Genomic DNA, 15,399 nt, shown 5'->3' on the forward strand with positions numbered 1-15,399 from the left:
TCATTAACTATCGAAACAATAAATATGCTATAAGTGTTGAAATTCCGGAGAAAATAATTAGTCCAACTATTACATTAGACATGTGCTGCGAAATCATTTGATAATTGTCAGATGTTTTGTCAGCTGTCAAATATTTCATGGATTTTGGTTGGCCTATAATTTTATAAAAAAGAAATCGCAAATTTTTACCAAGTACATCAACAATAAAACCTCTAAAAAATAATTCAACAATTATATCCATTCGTAATCTTTAGTTTTTCGTTTATTTGAAATGTGGCTAATGTTATAAAATAAATTTATTGTTTTATTTCATCTTTTCACATTAATTCAAACTCCAAACCAAAGCCTTTTCTTTGGTTGCTCTAAAAATAGTATTGTGTTTTTCATTCGGTTCATCAGAATAGGTCCACGTTAAATTTTCAGGTGCTGCTTCTTTAAAAATCGTTTCAAGACTTCTGGTGTGTTTGGAGATGTCTTGAGCATCAGAACCTGCAAACCATAGTTTTTTATCTTCTTTAGGAAACTGGCTTAAATGATTTTTTGCTTCTTTTACTAAATTGAAATCGTTCCACCAAAGTGATGGATCCATCGCTATAAAAAAATCAAAAGCTTGTGGTTGTAGCATAAACGTTTCCATAACAAAAAGTCCTGCTAACGATTCGCCAATAATTCCTTTTTTATGGGTTGTTCTATATTTATTATTAATATCTGGAACTAATTCATCGGTTATAAACGCGCGAAAATTTTTGGCGCCATCGGTTAATGGGCAATATTCGGCATCGGCTTCTACTTCAGAAAAACCTGTTAAATCGCGACCTCTCTCCGTGTTTTCAATCCCAACCAAAATAAAAGGTGGAATCTGCTTTTCGGCAATAAGTTTGGCAAGTGTATTTGCAATGTGCGGGAAATCTTCTTTTATACCACCATCAGGCATATAGAGCACGGGAAATGATTGTTCTGAAGTTTCGTAAGTTGGTGGAACCCAAACATTAATTACGCGTGTTTCATTAACCGCAGTGGATTCTAAAGTAAAATTATCATGCGTGGGAATCGGGTCATTAGGTTGAGGACTGTTATTGCAACTCACACAGAAAATAAGCAAAATAATTGCCGAGAATAATTTAGTCATTTTTCGATTTTGTTAGTATTAGAATTTAAAGATAAAAATTTTATCTAATTCAGAAGGTAATTATGGGGATTCTCTTACACCTTTTAAAATCTCGGATTGCAATTCACCAGAATCAGAATTTGATGCCTTATGTAAAACTGAAATATCACCTGTAGATTCTAATACAACCGCGAGAACTTGGTCGAAATTTGTCACATTTGCTTCGCGTAATTTAGCTATGAGTTGCGATTTATGAATTCGTGCATGTTTTAAATTGGAATCCAAAATAGTGTTTCCTTTCATTAACAATAGAGGTTTGTTGGAGATTAAGGAATTTAGAGCAGGAAAACGTCGTTGTAAAAATGAAAATATAAATGTCAGCGTCAATAAACTGGCAATGGCAGTGGAGCCATGAGCAACCGTTGTGCTAGATGTTAGCGTTGCCGAAATAATACTACCAATGGCAATGGTAAAGGCAAAGTCGTAGGCCGTGAATTTAGCAAAAGAACGTAAACCAATAAGTCGGGTTAGAAATATAACAACTATAAACACTAAAATACTTGCTAAAAAGGTGATTAAAATGGGGTCGTTTATTTTGTAAATCCAGTCCATAATGTGTTATTTATTTTAGAATCAAAATTTACAGGTTTCAGTATTAATAAGCGAGTCACAATAAAAAATATGTGTGCTGTATTACTAAACGAGATTTCTTTTAACTCACGGCCTTTTTATCTTTTGTTTTAATAGTCATTTTACGTTTCCAATAAATAATATAAATAGTTCCTATTACTGTAGGTGATAACCATGCAATCAGATTATTTACACCAATTCCAGCAATAAAAAATGCTGTTATGGATGCTATTAAAGCGCCATTCATTTTGCCAAGATGCGCAATAAGCCAGGCGTTTTTGGGTTTGTCGTCATTGTTATAAAAGAGAAAATCTTTAATAGTTAACATGATGCCAAATCCGCCAAAAAACAAAAATAAAATACTCATCGTATTACTATTCGTAATTAAATAGATTCCAAAAGCAATCATAAATACAGAGAATAGGAGCATGGTGCCCGAAATGGTTTTATCAACCCAGTCGGCTTGTGTTTTGTTTTTGAATTTTAGTGCTCTGTTACCAGCTAGAACTAAATAAATGGTAAAGACACCTATTACAAATAGAAATACGTTTTCATGATTTGGCATCCATGAAATTGGAATAGAAATTAGCGAACTTGTAACCATGCCAATGGAAAACAATTTTCCCATTTGTATATGGAGTTTACTTCCTTTTTTAACTATAATACTACCTATTCCAGTTATAAGTCCGACGCCTCCAAAAAATGCATGAATATAAATGGCTATTTTAATGATATCTTCCATGTGGTTGGTTTGTTGATTTGTAAGTCAAAAATCATCTAAATAAAATGGTTCTCGAATTTTAAGGATCTCAACTGTTTCTTTTTATGGACGAGTTGTAATAAATGGTTATGTTAGCCTTTTTTAAAATTACTAATATGTTTAACTAAGGTTTATCAATTCCAAAAGGGCTTTTTTATTTATTCTATTTACCTTTGTGCAAAATTTATAATATGAAACTTAATCTTACCAAACCCATTTGTTTTTTCGATTTAGAAACAACCGGAATCAGTATCACTTCTGATAGGATTGTAGAAATAGCCATCTTGAAAGTCCACCCAAATGGAAAAGAAGAATCTACACGTTGGTTGGTAAATCCAGAAATGCCTATTCCGGCAGAAGTAACATCTATTCATGGTATTTCGGATGCTGATGTAGCAGATGCGCCAACGTTTAAAGAATTGGCGAAAGAGGTGAGTCAGATGATTAAAGATTCAGATTTAGGTGGTTTTAATTCTAACCGATTTGATATTCCACTATTAGCCGAAGAAATGTTACGCGCTGATATAGATTTTGATATGAAAAGTCGCGTGTCCGTTGATGTGCAAACCATTTTTCATAAAATGGAGCAACGTACATTAAGTGCTGCCTATAAATTTTACTGTAATGAAACTTTAGAAGGTGCACATACTGCAGAAGCGGATACCAATGCCACTTACGAAGTTTTAAAAGCGCAAATAGCAAAATATGACGAGCTGGAAAACGATACGCAGTTTTTAGCTGAATTTAGTTCGCGCAAAAAATTCGCAGATTTTGCTGGTTTTATTGCATATAACAAACAAGGTGAAGAGTGTTTCTCCTTTGGAAAGCATAAAGGTAAATTAGTAACTGAAATTTTAGAAAAAGAACCGGGTTACTTTGGTTGGTTGCTAAATGCTGATTTTCCATTGTATACTAAAAAAGTATTGACAGCTATTAAATTAAGAGCCTTCAATAATAAATTGGATTAGTCACTTAACACAAACGACTCACAGCTTAACAACAGACAACATCAATGAAACTCATATGCATTGGTCGGAATTACACCGAACATATTAAAGAATTGGAAAACGAAAGACCCACAGATCCTGTGGTATTTTTAAAACCTGATACAGCTATTTTATTAAAAAAGCAGCCATTTTTTATTCCTGATTTTTCTAATGACGTGCATCATGAGGTGGAAGTTTTGGTAAAAATTAATAAAGTAGGAAAGCATATCAGTGAGAAATTCGCCCATAAATATTATGACGAAATTGGTTTAGGAATCGATTTTACAGCTCGCGATTTGCAAGCGCAACTTAAAGAAAAAGGGTTGCCATGGGAGAAAGCAAAAGCTTTTGATGGTGCAGCAGTAATAGGTAATTGGTTGCCAAAAACACAGTTAGACGATATTAATAACTTAAATTTCGCTTTAAAAAAGAATGACCAATTGGTTCAAAACGGAAATACCAGTCACATGCTCTGGAAAATTGATGCGTTAATAGAATATGTCTCAAAATATTTCACTTTAAAGATTGGAGATATTATATTTACAGGAACGCCAGCAGGCGTTGGCAGGGTAGAACCCAATGATCAATTAACAGGATATATAGAAAATCAACAGATGTTTTCAATAACAGTAAAATAAATGGAACAACATTACAAATTATTTCGAGTTCGTGAATTAGCTGATGGTGATGAGGAATTTGTAGCAACTTTAGCCGCTGCATTTTTAGAGGAAGTCCCAGAGGATTTAGAGAATCTAAAAACAGCTGTAGCGACTAACGATTACTATTCCGCTTATCAAGCAGCTCATAAAATGAAACCTACAATAGATTTATTTGAATTAGGTGTTTTAGAAGACTTAATTGAGATTCAAGATTGGGGTAAATTTGAAAAAGCAAATACAAATGTTTCGGTTAAACTGGCTATTGTAGTCGGTGCTGTAGAAAATACGGTTGCCGAAATTAAAGCAGACTTCAATCTATAATGCAAGCAGAAATAATTACCATTGGTGATGAAATTCTCATTGGACAAATAGTTGATACGAATTCCGCCTTTATTAGTAAAGCACTCAATAAAATAGGTGTTTCGGTATATCAAATTACGTCTGTTCAAGATGATATTGCACATATCACCAAATCCTTAAAAGAAGCAGAAGAAAATGCTGATATTATCATAATTACTGGTGGATTGGGTCCAACAAAAGATGATATTACCAAGCGAACTATTTGTGATTATTTTCAAGATACGCTCGTTCCAAGCGAAGCCGTTTTAGACAATATTAAACACATCTGGAAAACCTATATTAAAAAACCATTAGCGCAAGTTAATATAGATCAAGCCTTGGTGCCATCAAAAGCAAAGGTGCTGATGAACAAATATGGTAGTGCTCCAGGTATGTGGATGGAAAGTAATGGAAAAGTGTTTATTTCGCTTCCAGGTGTGCCTTATGAAATGAAAGCACTCATGGAAGATGAAGTTATTCCAAAACTTCGAAAAACCTATCAATTCCCTTTTATCAAACATGTCACTTTGCTTACGTATGGTTTAGGCGAAAGTAATTTAGCCGAACGCATTGAAACTTGGGAAGATAATTTGCCAAGTTTTATAAAGCTCGCATATTTACCAGGATTGGGTCGTGTTCGTTTACGTTTGTCAGCTAAATCATTTGATAAAAATTTGGTGGAAACCGAAATGGAATCCCAAATAAAAGCGTTGCTTCCGCAGATCGAAGATATTTTTGTAGGTTTTGAAACCGACGATTCTATTGAGGCCATAATCGGGAAGCAATTAACAGCATTAAATAAAACCGTTTGTACAGCCGAAAGTTGTACAGGAGGTAAAATAGCGCAATTGTTCACCAAAAATGCAGGTGCTTCCAAGTACTTTAAAGGCAGTGTGGTGAGTTATGCTACCGAAGCTAAGATTGATGTATTACAAGTGCCAGAAGCCTTAATTAAAGCGCATTCTGTTGTTAGTGCTCCAGTTGTAGAAGCCATGGCAAAACACGCTCGGGAATTGTTTAAAACCGATTATGCAATTGCTACAACCGGAAATGCAGGGCCGGATAAAGGCGATTCAGATGCCGAAGTAGGAACTGTATTTATAGCAATTGCGACAAAAGACAGGGTGTATTCCGAAAAATTTGAGTTAGGAAACCACCGAACTAAAGTCATCATGAAAGCTGTAAATAAGGCATTTGAAATGTTACAAAAAGAAATTTTAAAAAAGTAACGATTTTAGTTTGTTGATATTATAAAGATTTACTAAATTTGCAGCCTGTTTTGAAACGTCTGTTTTGAAATAGTCGAAATAACACTTTTAAAGATAGAACAATGTCAAGAGTTTGTGAACTTACAGGAAAGAAGGCGATGGTTGGAAACAACGTGTCTCACGCAATGAACAAAACAAAGCGTAGATTTGATGCAAATCTAATTAAAAAACGTTTTTACCTTCCAGAAGAAGATAAGTGGGTAACCTTAAAAGTTGCTACATCAACATTAAAGACTATTAACAAAATCGGAATTACTGCTGCTTTGAAAGAAGCAAAGGCAAAAGGGTTTATTAAGTAATAGTCTTATTATAAAAAAAGAGTACAATGGCAAAAAGAGGCAATAGAATACAGGTAATATTAGAGTGCACAGAGCACAAGGAGTCTGGACAAGCAGGAACTTCTAGATATATTACAACAAAGAACAAAAAGAACACACCAGATAGAATGGAGATTAAGAAATTTAATCCAATTCTTAAGCGTATGACAGTTCATAAAGAAATTAAGTAATTAGAGACTTTACGCAAGTAAAATTTCAAAAAGCATTTAAACATGGCAAAGAAATCAGTAGCATCATTACAAACGGGATCTAAAAGATTAACAAAAGCTATCAAAATGGTAAAATCTCCTAAAACGGGATCTTACATGTTTGTAGAATCTGTTATGGCTCCAGAATTTGTAAGTGATTGGTTAGGGAAACAATAAGTTTACTAACGCTTTAAAATATTCAAGCTGCTTTCGTATATCGAAAGCAGCTTTTTGTTTTATCTTTATAAGCGAATGACAAAAGTGCAGTCTATTAATTTAGGCAAGACTTTTGGTAATCAATTTATATAGAAATTAACAACCATGAGTTTTTTTAAAAAAATATTTTCTTCAGAAAAAAAAGAAACCCTAGACAAAGGTTTAGAAAAATCTAAATCGTCGTTTTTAGGAAAGTTGAGTAAAGCCGTAGCTGGAAAATCGAAAGTGGACGATGAAGTTCTCGATAATCTAGAAGAAATCCTCGTCAGTAGTGATGTTGGTGTTAATACGACTTTAAAAGTTATAAAACGTATTGAAGCGCGTGTTGCTAAAGATAAATATTTAGGAACCGATGAATTGAATACTATTCTTCGCGAAGAAATTGCTGGACTTTTAAGTGAAACGAATTCAGGTGATGAAACCGAATTTACCATTCCAGCAAACAAAAAACCGTATGTTTTAATGGTTGTTGGTGTAAATGGTGTTGGAAAAACAACCACAATTGGAAAACTTGCTTATCAATTTAAAAAGCAAGGGCATAATGTCGTTTTAGGTGCTGCAGATACCTTTAGAGCTGCTGCCATAGAGCAACTTCAAGTTTGGGCAGATCGTGTAGATGTGCCAATGGTACGCCAAGATATGGGTTCAGATCCAGCTTCTGTAGCTTTTGATGCTTTAGAATCTGGGGTGAAACAAAATGCCGATGTCATTATAATTGATACAGCCGGACGTTTACATAATAAAGTCAATTTAATGAATGAGTTGACCAAAGTTAAACGCGTCATGCAAAAAGTAATTGGCGATGCACCTCATGATGTATTGTTGGTTTTAGATGGCTCAACTGGGCAAAATGCTTTTGAACAAGCCAAGCAATTTACAGCTGCAACCGAAGTGACATCTTTAGCCGTGACCAAATTAGACGGAACTGCCAAAGGTGGTGTGGTTATTGGCATCTCCGATCAATTTAAAATTCCTGTCAAATATATTGGGGTAGGTGAAGGAATAGAAGATTTACAAGTATTTAATAAATATGAGTTTGTAGATTCGTTTTTTAAATAATCAAACACCTCAAACTTAATAAACACTAGGTTACCTTAAAAGTGATTCTCCACTGTCAAACCGAGCGCAGTGGAAGTTTTAAAATTCTGACACAGATAACATTTCGACTGCGCTCAATGTGACATCTAAAGTGTGAATTACTTATTAGAAATCTTTTTTTCATTTCAATTATTTATAACGGCATTAATCTTATCCCATAATTCTGCATCAAATGTGGATAATCCAAAATTGCTTTCATCTGAAGACTCTCCCATTCTTACAATAACTAAATCCATACTTGGAACAATATAAATTTTTTGATCATTCTTACCCAGTGCAGCAATCATATCAGTTGGTGCATTTGGAATAAGTGATCCAGAAAATGTAAACTGTGTCTGTGGTAAATGGTAGGTTGAATTCCCATTCAGCCACCATAAATATCCGTAAGCTTCATTAATGTTTTGAGATGTGTTTGTAGCATTATTTATATAGCTTACTGATAGAATTTGAGTATTGTTCCAGTTTCCATTAGCAAACATAAGTAAACCAAAACGTGCCATACTGCGTGTATTACTCCAATACACATTTGAATTATTTTGAGCTATCCATTGACCAGACATGCCAATTTTTGTTTTTAAATTTGAATTAAAATATGAATCCCAATTGCTGCTACTTGCGTTTTCTATAATGTTTTGAAGATTAACATATACATTGTGGTATGCCCAACGTGTGCCTGCATCTGCTATGTATTGTAAGTTTTCCGGTGAAATATCTTCACCTAAAGTATCATCAAGTCCAGAAGTCATGGATAACAAATGCTGACAGGTAATTAAATTTTCTTTTTCTAATGGTAAACTTGTCCAGTTTACGCCTAAATAATCAGAAACACGATTTTCAACTGTAACTAAACCTGCATCTTGAGCAATTCCAAATGTAGCCGTTGTTAACGTTTTTCCTGCACTAGCCCAATACCAGGGTGATGTGGCTGTATGGTCATTAAAATACTGTTCAATAACTATTTTCCCATTATGAAGAATCATAAAACTTTTGCTGTTTTTTTCCACCAAAAAGTCGAGAAGAGGTGTCAATTCAGTTTCGTTCCAATTTAAATCTGATAGGGATTTTGTGTTCCATTCACTACTTGCAATTGGTGGAAAATAGATGGTATCAATTATTGGGTTTTGATTGGTATCTGCCGCGGTTTCTTCCGCAGAACAGCTAAAAACAATAAGTAAAAACATCACATAATAGAAAATAAAGTTGATTTTCATGGCTTTGTCTTTTGTATTGGACTGATAAATGGCATAAAGGTTTAACGCTTCATTATCAAATATTTCAAAAACCATTGTGTATCTTTGCAGCCTGTTAAAAAATAGGTACATTAATTAAAGAGATTCCTGTTTAATCAGGAAACGCTTATGAGAACAAAGACACTTAAAAAGAATAGAATCAACGTAGTAACACTTGGCTGTAGTAAAAATGTTTACGATAGTGAAGTTTTAATGGGCCAGCTTAAAGCTAGCGGAAAAGACGTGGTGCATGAGGAAGAAGGAAATGTCGTTGTAATTAATACTTGCGGTTTTATTAATAATGCCAAAGAAGAAAGTGTGAATACTATTTTAGAATTCATGCAGAAAAAAGAAGCAGGTGAAGTTGATAAAGTCTTTGTTACGGGTTGTTTAAGTGAACGGTATAAGCCAGACTTAATGAAGGAGATCCCAAATGTGGATCAGTATTTTGGAACGACGGAATTGCCAGGTTTGCTAAAAGCATTGGGTGCTGACTATAAACATGAATTAATTGGAGAGCGCCTAACAACGACACCAAAAAACTACGCCTATTTAAAAATTGCTGAAGGTTGCGATCGTCCATGTAGTTTTTGTGCTATTCCGCTTATGCGTGGAAAACATAAAAGTACACCTATTGAAAATTTAGTGACCGAAGCTGAAAAATTAGCAGCCAATGGCGTTAAGGAATTAATTCTTATTGCGCAGGATTTAACGTATTACGGACTCGATTTATATAAAAAACGAAATTTAGCTGAATTATTAGAAGCTCTAGTGAAAGTAGATGGTATTGAATGGATTCGTTTGCATTATGCTTTCCCAACGGGTTTCCCAATGGACGTGTTAGATGTAATGAAGCGCGAACCAAAGGTATGTAACTATTTAGATATTCCACTTCAACATATTTCAGATGAAATTTTAAAAAGCATGCGTCGTGGAACGACCAATGAAAAAACCACTAAATTGCTTAAAGCGTTTAGAAAAGCCGTTCCAGAAATGACTATTAGAACCACGCTAATTGTTGGTTATCCTGGTGAAACTGAAGCGCATTTTCAAGAATTAAAAGAATGGGTTAAAGCCATGCGTTTTGAGCGTTTGGGTTGTTTTACCTATAGTCATGAGGAAAACACACATGCTTTTAATTTAGTGGATGATGTACCAGAAGAAGTGAAGCAAGAACGTGCTAATGAGATTATGGAAATCCAGTCGCAAATTTCTTGGGAATTAAACCAGTCTAAAATTGGCGAAACCTTCAAAGTTGTTATTGATAGAAAAGAAGGTGAATATTTTGTAGGTCGTACAGAGTATGATTCACCAGACGTTGATAATGAAGTTTTAATCGATGCATCAAAAACATATCTAAAAACAGGTGAGTTTGCAACCGTGACAATCACAGAAGCGGCCGATTTTGATTTGTATGCTGAAGTTGCAGTATCTTAACGAACTATTTTTATTAGAACTCTAAGAAACTAGAGGCTAATGAAAAATAAATTAAAACACCACATATATCTGCAAGTGACGTCACTAAAGGCGCACTTGCCGTAGCTGCATCTATTTTCAGTTTTGTGAATATAAAAGGAAGTAATAGCCCAATAATACTTCCAAGCATGACATTTAAAACCATGGCTATGCAAACTACTACAATAACTTCTGGCGCTCTAAAACTTGCCACGGCTGCGATACTTACCGCCATAGTTATACCTAACATAAAAGATACTAATAGCTCTCTACCAATTAATTTATACCAGTCAGAAACTTGAATTTGACCTAAAGCTAAATAGCGAATCATGAGTGTGGCCGATTGCGATCCAGCATTTCCTCCGCTATCTATTAACAATGGTAAAAAGAAAACTAGCGCAACAAAGGACTGAATAACATCTTCAAAGTTTTCTAAAGCCGCTCCAGAAAAAATATTCATAAATACCAGAAGTACCAACCAGACAATTCTGTTTTTATATAAATTGAATATGCGTTCCTTCAAAGGGTTTTTACTCACGTTTTGGATAGATCCGAATTTATGGAAATCTTCTGTAGATTCTTCTTCAATAATATCCATAATATCGTCGAAAGTAACAATGCCCAAAAGCACACCTTCCTCGCTTAAAACAGGTAAAGCAACCCGATCGTAATTCTTAAAAACAGGAATGGCAGTTTCTTGGTCATCGAGTGCGTTTAAGGATGCAAACCGCTGATTAATTAGATTCTTTACAATATCATCTGGGTTTGCAAGAATTAATTCCTTGATCGTTATATCATCAATAAGTTTCCAATTCGTGTCAATAATATAAATAACGTTGAGCGTTTCAGAATCTTTGCCATGTTGTCTAATATGAGCAAAAGCTTCTTCTACGGTAAGGTGATCCCTTATGGCAACAAATTCAGGGGTCATCAATCGGCCAATACTATCTTTGGGGTAACTTAAAAGTTGGTTTGTAATTAACTGTTCTTCTGGCGATAGTTTTTCAATAAGTCGCTGGGCAATATTACCCGGTAATTCTTCAAAAAACGCTGTTCTATCATCGGGATTAATATCATTTAAAAGTCGCGTTAGTTTTTTAGAGTTTTCGGCTAAACCTTCAATAATTATTTCCTGTTCGGAATGGGGAAGAATTTTAAAAGCACCTTTAGCTTGTTGCCTAGAGAGTAATCGAAATAAAATTATTTTAGTTCCTTTGGTGGTATCTTCTACTAAAGTTGCGGCTTCTAGCGCGTCGAAATTTTTCATGGAACGCTTTAATGAGCGCCATTTTTTTTCTTTAATAAGTTGTAAAAGATCTGTTTTCGTCGCGAGCATAGATACAGGTTGCAATGGGTTTGTAAAATTAAGCGAGTTTAATTAAGAATGAGCTTGGATATAGTTTGTCATTTTTAAAAATTAATTTGAATAGAAAGAAAAAAAAATTACGATTTATCCAATTGCTTTTGAATTTTCTCAATAGCAGACTCAATAGATTTTTCAGGTTCTATAATATTATATTGTCCCCAAAATTCGGAATCAAGAAAACCAGAAACTTCATCAATTAGAATGCTTGATGGTCTTAAAATAGCGGATTTGTTTTCAGGTCTGGAATAACGTTCATCGGTATATTTCCAATTGGTAATAGCCATTTCGCTATTTAATGTATACAGATTATTAAATAATCGTCCTTTCCAATTCACTTTAAACGTCAGTACAATATTACTGTAACTGTAATACCATTTGCCATTGCTGTTTCGGTAATTTACGCGGTAATTAGCTTCAATAGGATACACTTTTACGCGTCTAGGTTTTCGTTTTACAAATAATTCGCTAGCCATGTCTTGATTTTCTACATTCAAACTATAAATAGCACTAGTTAGCGCGTAGTTTTTAGATTCAATATAAAGTTTGCCATAGTAAAGTGGGATTTGCAATTCGGGCTTTTGTTTGAAATTAACAACGTATACTAGCTGGTCGTTTATAACGGTTGAGGTGTCAAATGAAAAATCATAATGAATTAAATTATCTTTATTGAAAATGTATTGTGGGTACTTCATAATATCCACATATAAATTGTTAAATGGACCACCTTGAAGTTTTAAAGCCAGTGTATCAAGTTTTGAGTAATTAGTAGTTTTTCGTACTTTAATAATCTCAACGGCATCCTGTCTATTTGTGCTGTTTGGTTGTTTGTAAATAGAAACAACGGCTTCAGATAAGGATGCGTTTTGGCGTCTTTTTTTTATGGTTTCCCTGTAAAAACCTGTCATTTCTAAACCAGATTCTACATAATTATCTTCTTTTCGCTCTAACATTAAACGCACTAATATTTCAGCGCTTTTTGGTCTGGAAATATTAACTTCATCAAGAGGTGTAAATGTTGGGTCTAGAGAAATAGTGCTGTTTTCTATAATTGTAGTAATCAGTATTTCCTTTTCGGCATAGCCTAAATAGGTAATTGAAATGGAACGATTTATATAATCTGAAGGTAACTTTAATATGTAATTACCTTCCGTATTGGAAATGGTTGCAATATTAGAATCGGAAACTAATAAATCTGCAAATACCAATGGATCGTTAGTCTTGCTATCAATAATTTTGCCGGTTATTTCAATTATGGAGTCGTTTTCTACTTGTGAAAATCCTGAAACAAACGTTCCAAGTATCAGAAGAAAACTGAAATAATACTTTAAAAATAGTAAGGGTTTCATAGTTGAATAAATATAACATAAAAGTTACTTAAAAATCATGAAATCAACTATTATTTGGTATTCATATATTTCAATTTCATGCAATCTAATTAAAAATATAAACCATTATTACCCATGAATCGTTTCTGATTTCCCGTAATTCTGAATCACTTCCGCTTCAAAGTCAATAAGTTCTTTCCAGCGCTTGTCCACATCCACATCTTGGCCGTATTTTCTAGCAAAACCAATAAATAGGGTGTAATGTCCAGCTTCACTAATCATTAATTCATGATAAAATTTAGCCAATTCAGGATCATTAATATTTTGAGATAACACTTTAAAACGCTCGCAACTTCTAGCTTCAATCATCGCAGAAAATAAGAGTCTGTCTACCATAGCTTGAATGCGACTACCGCCTTTATTCATGAATTTATAAAGCTCGTTTACGTAACTGTCTTTGCGCTCGCGACCAAGTTTGTAACCGCGTTTCTTTATAATGTCATGAACCATTTCAAAATGTTCCAATTCTTCTTTTGCTAAAGCTAATAACTCGGTTACCAAATCCGTATATTCCGAATTAAGCGTAATTATGGTAATAGCATTTGTGGCTGCTTTTTGTTCACACCACGCGTGATCGGTTAATATTTCCTCCAAATTCGATTCTGCAATATCAACCCAACGTGGATCTGTAGCTAACTTTAATCCTAACATAAATACATTTTTGGTAAATATAAGCAATCTTTCTAGTGCTTGTCTGTATATATTTTAAGTTATTTTTAAGACTAGAAAACGTATCTTTACTTTTTTAAAAATAGCAATACCTAACTATGCCAACCCACTGTATTCCGTTTAGAGACACCAACTATTTTTCGCCATTAATTTGTGATTATTTAGATGAAAAATCTGCTTTAAAACCCTTCTATAATAGGTTTCCGAAAACGGATAATTTTCAAGATCAAATTGCTGAAAAGAAAGCGTCTTTTAGTAAAGCGTCACGAATGGTTTTGGTTGCAAGTTTAAATGAACAATATAAAAACGCGAAAATATCTCCACAAACGCGTAAAAATATTGATGCTTTACAAAACGAAAACACCTTTACGGTTACAACAGGACATCAGTTAAATATTTTTACGGGTCCGCTTTATTTCTTCTATAAAATTATTTCGACCATTAATTTATGTGAAGAATTAAAAGCAGCAAACCCAAAACATCATTTTGTGCCTATCTATTGGATGGCAACGGAAGATCATGATTTTGAAGAAATTAATTACTTCAATTTTGATGGAAAAAAAGTACCATGGAATCGGAAGGCTTCTGGGCCAGTTGGCGAATTGGATTTAGAAGGTTTTAAATCTGTTTTTGAGATGTTTTCAAAGCAACTTCCTAAAAGTAAAAATAGTGATAAATTAATCGAGCTTTTTCAAAATAGCTATATAGCAAATACGAATCTAACCGAAGCCACACGTTATTTGGTAAACGACTTATTTGCAGAATTTGGATTGGTTATTTTAGACGGAAATGATAAAAATTTGAAGAAAGAATTCATTCCTTATATTAAAGAAGAACTTATTAATCAGTCGTCTTTTGAAAACGTTTCGAAAACCAATGAAAAGCTAAACTCACTATCAGAAAACTATAAAATTCAAGTCAATCCACGTGAGATTAATCTGTTCTATATTAAATCTGGTTTGCGTGAACGCATTGTAGAAATTGACGGTGTTTTTCAGGTTTTAGAAACAGAAATTTCATGGAATAAAAAGCAACTACTTGAAGAGGTTGAAAATCATCCGGAGCGCTTTAGTCCAAATGTTATTTTAAGACCCCTATTTCAAGAAGTGGTTTTACCAAATCTCTGCTATATTGGAGGAGGTGGTGAATTGGCATATTGGTTTCAATTGAAGTCAAATTTTGAAGCTCAAAAAATTCCATTTCCCATGTTATTATTGCGGAATTCGGTGTTGCTAACGACTACCAAACAGCAAGAGAAATTAGAAAAACTAGGTATAGAAAATAAAGATCTGTTTTTAAAACAATCGGATTTATTAACGAAAGTAACCAAAGACATTTCAAAAATCAAAATCGATTTTTCGGAACAAAAAGAACATCTTAAAAAGCAGTTTGAAGATTTATACCAATTGGCAGAACAAACCGATAAATCCTTTAAAGGTGCTGTTTCGGCTCAAGAAACAAAACAAATAAATGGATTAGAACATTTAGAAAAACGCCTGCTAAAAGCGCAAAAGCGAAAGCAATCGGATATTTTACAGCGTGTTAAGATTTTGCAAGATGAATTATTTCCAAACCAAAGTTTACAAGAGCGTCAAACCAATTTTTCCTCCTTTTATTTAGAGTTTGGAGACCAATTAATTCAACAGTTAATGGTAAATTTGCAACCGTTGAAAAACGAGTTTATAATATTAAATTTAGAGTAATT

18 protein-coding genes are annotated in these 15,399 nt (G+C 33.8%); 10 read left to right on the forward strand and 8 right to left on the reverse strand.

What is annotated here, in order from left to right:
• Positions 1-7 precede the first annotated feature (7 nt).
• The 4 genes from ES675_RS16560 to ES675_RS13435 all read right to left on the reverse strand — a co-directional run bounded on the left by ES675_RS16560 (position 8) and on the right by ES675_RS13435 (position 2,480).
• A complete protein-coding gene (locus tag ES675_RS16560; protein WP_066250070.1) occupies positions 8-241 on the reverse strand; it encodes a hypothetical protein in 234 nt (77 codons plus the stop codon).
• 81 nt (positions 242-322) lie between these two features.
• The gene (locus tag ES675_RS13425) at positions 323-1,129 is read right to left on the reverse strand and encodes an alpha/beta hydrolase (protein ID WP_148367499.1); all 807 of its coding nucleotides are present in this window, start codon (positions 1,127-1,129) and stop codon (positions 323-325) included.
• 60 nt (positions 1,130-1,189) lie between these two features.
• Positions 1,190-1,720, reverse strand: a complete 531-nt coding sequence (locus tag ES675_RS13430) for a DUF421 domain-containing protein (protein ID WP_066250073.1) — start codon at positions 1,718-1,720, stop codon at positions 1,190-1,192.
• 100 nt (positions 1,721-1,820) lie between these two features.
• Entirely contained in the window at positions 1,821-2,480 is a 660-nt protein-coding gene (locus ES675_RS13435; RefSeq protein ID WP_066250076.1) for a hypothetical protein, read from the reverse strand.
• 209 nt (positions 2,481-2,689) lie between these two features.
• On the opposite strand from ES675_RS13435, the gene ES675_RS13440 reads away from it, so the two are divergent.
• From ES675_RS13440 to ftsY, 8 genes are all read left to right on the forward strand, one after another.
• The gene (locus tag ES675_RS13440) at positions 2,690-3,466 is read left to right on the forward strand and encodes a 3'-5' exonuclease (RefSeq protein WP_066250079.1); all 777 of its coding nucleotides are present in this window, start codon (positions 2,690-2,692) and stop codon (positions 3,464-3,466) included.
• Positions 3,467-3,510: 44 nt separating this feature from the next.
• Positions 3,511-4,122, forward strand: coding sequence for a fumarylacetoacetate hydrolase family protein (locus ES675_RS13445; RefSeq protein WP_066250082.1), 612 nt, complete (start codon positions 3,511-3,513; stop codon positions 4,120-4,122).
• Positions 4,123-4,464: an Hpt domain-containing protein gene (locus ES675_RS13450; protein WP_066250085.1), complete on the forward strand. Its 342-nt coding sequence runs from the start codon at positions 4,123-4,125 to the stop codon at positions 4,462-4,464.
• Positions 4,464-5,711, forward strand: coding sequence for a competence/damage-inducible protein A (locus ES675_RS13455; protein WP_066250089.1), 1,248 nt, complete (start codon positions 4,464-4,466; stop codon positions 5,709-5,711). The genes ES675_RS13450 and ES675_RS13455 overlap by 1 nt, the downstream gene beginning before the upstream one ends.
• Positions 5,712-5,812: 101 nt before the next feature.
• A complete protein-coding gene (rpmB, locus tag ES675_RS13460; RefSeq protein WP_066250092.1) occupies positions 5,813-6,049 on the forward strand; it encodes a 50S ribosomal protein L28 in 237 nt (78 codons plus the stop codon).
• 26 nt (positions 6,050-6,075) lie between these two features.
• The gene (rpmG, locus tag ES675_RS13465) at positions 6,076-6,258 is read left to right on the forward strand and encodes a 50S ribosomal protein L33 (RefSeq protein WP_042500020.1); all 183 of its coding nucleotides are present in this window, start codon (positions 6,076-6,078) and stop codon (positions 6,256-6,258) included.
• Positions 6,259-6,300: 42 nt separating this feature from the next.
• Entirely contained in the window at positions 6,301-6,453 is a 153-nt protein-coding gene (locus ES675_RS13470) for a DUF4295 domain-containing protein (RefSeq protein WP_066250096.1), read from the forward strand.
• Between the two features lie 144 nt (positions 6,454-6,597).
• Positions 6,598-7,551: a signal recognition particle-docking protein FtsY gene (gene ftsY / locus ES675_RS13475; protein WP_066250099.1), complete on the forward strand. Its 954-nt coding sequence runs from the start codon at positions 6,598-6,600 to the stop codon at positions 7,549-7,551.
• Between the two features lie 164 nt (positions 7,552-7,715).
• Here the strand turns inward: ftsY and ES675_RS13480 are convergent, their stop codons facing one another.
• Positions 7,716-8,876: a serine hydrolase domain-containing protein gene (locus ES675_RS13480; RefSeq protein ID WP_231931273.1), complete on the reverse strand. Its 1,161-nt coding sequence runs from the start codon at positions 8,874-8,876 to the stop codon at positions 7,716-7,718.
• Positions 8,877-8,948: 72 nt separating this feature from the next.
• On the opposite strand from ES675_RS13480, the gene rimO reads away from it, so the two are divergent.
• Positions 8,949-10,256 carry a 30S ribosomal protein S12 methylthiotransferase RimO gene (rimO, locus tag ES675_RS13485; RefSeq protein WP_066250102.1) on the forward strand — a complete coding sequence of 436 codons (1,308 nt, stop codon included), beginning with the start codon at positions 8,949-8,951 and terminating at the stop codon, positions 10,254-10,256.
• 13 nt (positions 10,257-10,269) lie between these two features.
• On the opposite strand, the gene mgtE is transcribed toward rimO, so the two are convergent.
• From mgtE to miaE, 3 genes are all read right to left on the reverse strand, one after another.
• Positions 10,270-11,610, reverse strand: coding sequence for a magnesium transporter (gene mgtE / locus ES675_RS13490; protein ID WP_066250105.1), 1,341 nt, complete (start codon positions 11,608-11,610; stop codon positions 10,270-10,272).
• 107 nt (positions 11,611-11,717) lie between these two features.
• Positions 11,718-12,986 carry a carboxypeptidase-like regulatory domain-containing protein gene (locus ES675_RS13495; RefSeq protein ID WP_066250109.1) on the reverse strand — a complete coding sequence of 423 codons (1,269 nt, stop codon included), beginning with the start codon at positions 12,984-12,986 and terminating at the stop codon, positions 11,718-11,720.
• 108 nt (positions 12,987-13,094) lie between these two features.
• Complete coding sequence (gene miaE, locus ES675_RS13500; protein WP_066250111.1) at positions 13,095-13,676, reverse strand: tRNA-(ms[2]io[6]A)-hydroxylase; 582 nt, start codon at positions 13,674-13,676, stop codon at positions 13,095-13,097.
• A 116-nt stretch (positions 13,677-13,792) separates the two neighbouring features.
• On the opposite strand from miaE, the gene bshC reads away from it, so the two are divergent.
• A complete protein-coding gene (gene bshC / locus ES675_RS13505) occupies positions 13,793-15,397 on the forward strand; it encodes a bacillithiol biosynthesis cysteine-adding enzyme BshC (protein ID WP_066250114.1) in 1,605 nt (534 codons plus the stop codon).
• Positions 15,398-15,399 lie beyond the last annotated feature (2 nt).

It is taken from the genome of Algorimicrobium algoritergicola, from assembly GCF_008086165.1.
GTDB lineage: Bacteria > Bacteroidota > Bacteroidia > Flavobacteriales > Flavobacteriaceae > Algorimicrobium > Algorimicrobium algoritergicola.

Excerpts from the sequence above, each read along its gene's own strand:
- ES675_RS16560 (WP_066250070.1), bottom strand. The coding sequence starts at position 241 with ATGGATATAATTGTTGAATTATTTTTTAGAGGTTTTATTGTTGATGTA.
- ES675_RS13425 (WP_148367499.1), bottom strand. The coding sequence starts at position 1,129 with ATGACTAAATTATTCTCGGCAATTATTTTGCTTATTTTCTGTGTGAGT.
- ES675_RS13430 (WP_066250073.1), bottom strand. The coding sequence starts at position 1,720 with ATGGACTGGATTTACAAAATAAACGACCCCATTTTAATCACCTTTTTA.
- ES675_RS13435 (WP_066250076.1), bottom strand. The coding sequence starts at position 2,480 with ATGGAAGATATCATTAAAATAGCCATTTATATTCATGCATTTTTTGGA.
- ES675_RS13440 (WP_066250079.1), top strand. The coding sequence starts at position 2,690 with ATGAAACTTAATCTTACCAAACCCATTTGTTTTTTCGATTTAGAAACA.
- ES675_RS13445 (WP_066250082.1), top strand. The coding sequence starts at position 3,511 with ATGAAACTCATATGCATTGGTCGGAATTACACCGAACATATTAAAGAA.
- ES675_RS13450 (WP_066250085.1), top strand. The coding sequence starts at position 4,123 with ATGGAACAACATTACAAATTATTTCGAGTTCGTGAATTAGCTGATGGT.
- ES675_RS13455 (WP_066250089.1), top strand. The coding sequence starts at position 4,464 with ATGCAAGCAGAAATAATTACCATTGGTGATGAAATTCTCATTGGACAA.
- rpmB (WP_066250092.1), top strand. The coding sequence starts at position 5,813 with ATGTCAAGAGTTTGTGAACTTACAGGAAAGAAGGCGATGGTTGGAAAC.
- rpmG (WP_042500020.1), top strand. The coding sequence starts at position 6,076 with ATGGCAAAAAGAGGCAATAGAATACAGGTAATATTAGAGTGCACAGAG.
- ES675_RS13470 (WP_066250096.1), top strand. The coding sequence starts at position 6,301 with ATGGCAAAGAAATCAGTAGCATCATTACAAACGGGATCTAAAAGATTA.
- ftsY (WP_066250099.1), top strand. The coding sequence starts at position 6,598 with ATGAGTTTTTTTAAAAAAATATTTTCTTCAGAAAAAAAAGAAACCCTA.
- ES675_RS13480 (WP_231931273.1), bottom strand. The coding sequence starts at position 8,876 with ATGGTTTTTGAAATATTTGATAATGAAGCGTTAAACCTTTATGCCATT.
- rimO (WP_066250102.1), top strand. The coding sequence starts at position 8,949 with ATGAGAACAAAGACACTTAAAAAGAATAGAATCAACGTAGTAACACTT.
- mgtE (WP_066250105.1), bottom strand. The coding sequence starts at position 11,610 with ATGCTCGCGACGAAAACAGATCTTTTACAACTTATTAAAGAAAAAAAA.
- ES675_RS13495 (WP_066250109.1), bottom strand. The coding sequence starts at position 12,986 with ATGAAACCCTTACTATTTTTAAAGTATTATTTCAGTTTTCTTCTGATA.
- miaE (WP_066250111.1), bottom strand. The coding sequence starts at position 13,676 with ATGTTAGGATTAAAGTTAGCTACAGATCCACGTTGGGTTGATATTGCA.
- bshC (WP_066250114.1), top strand. The coding sequence starts at position 13,793 with ATGCCAACCCACTGTATTCCGTTTAGAGACACCAACTATTTTTCGCCA.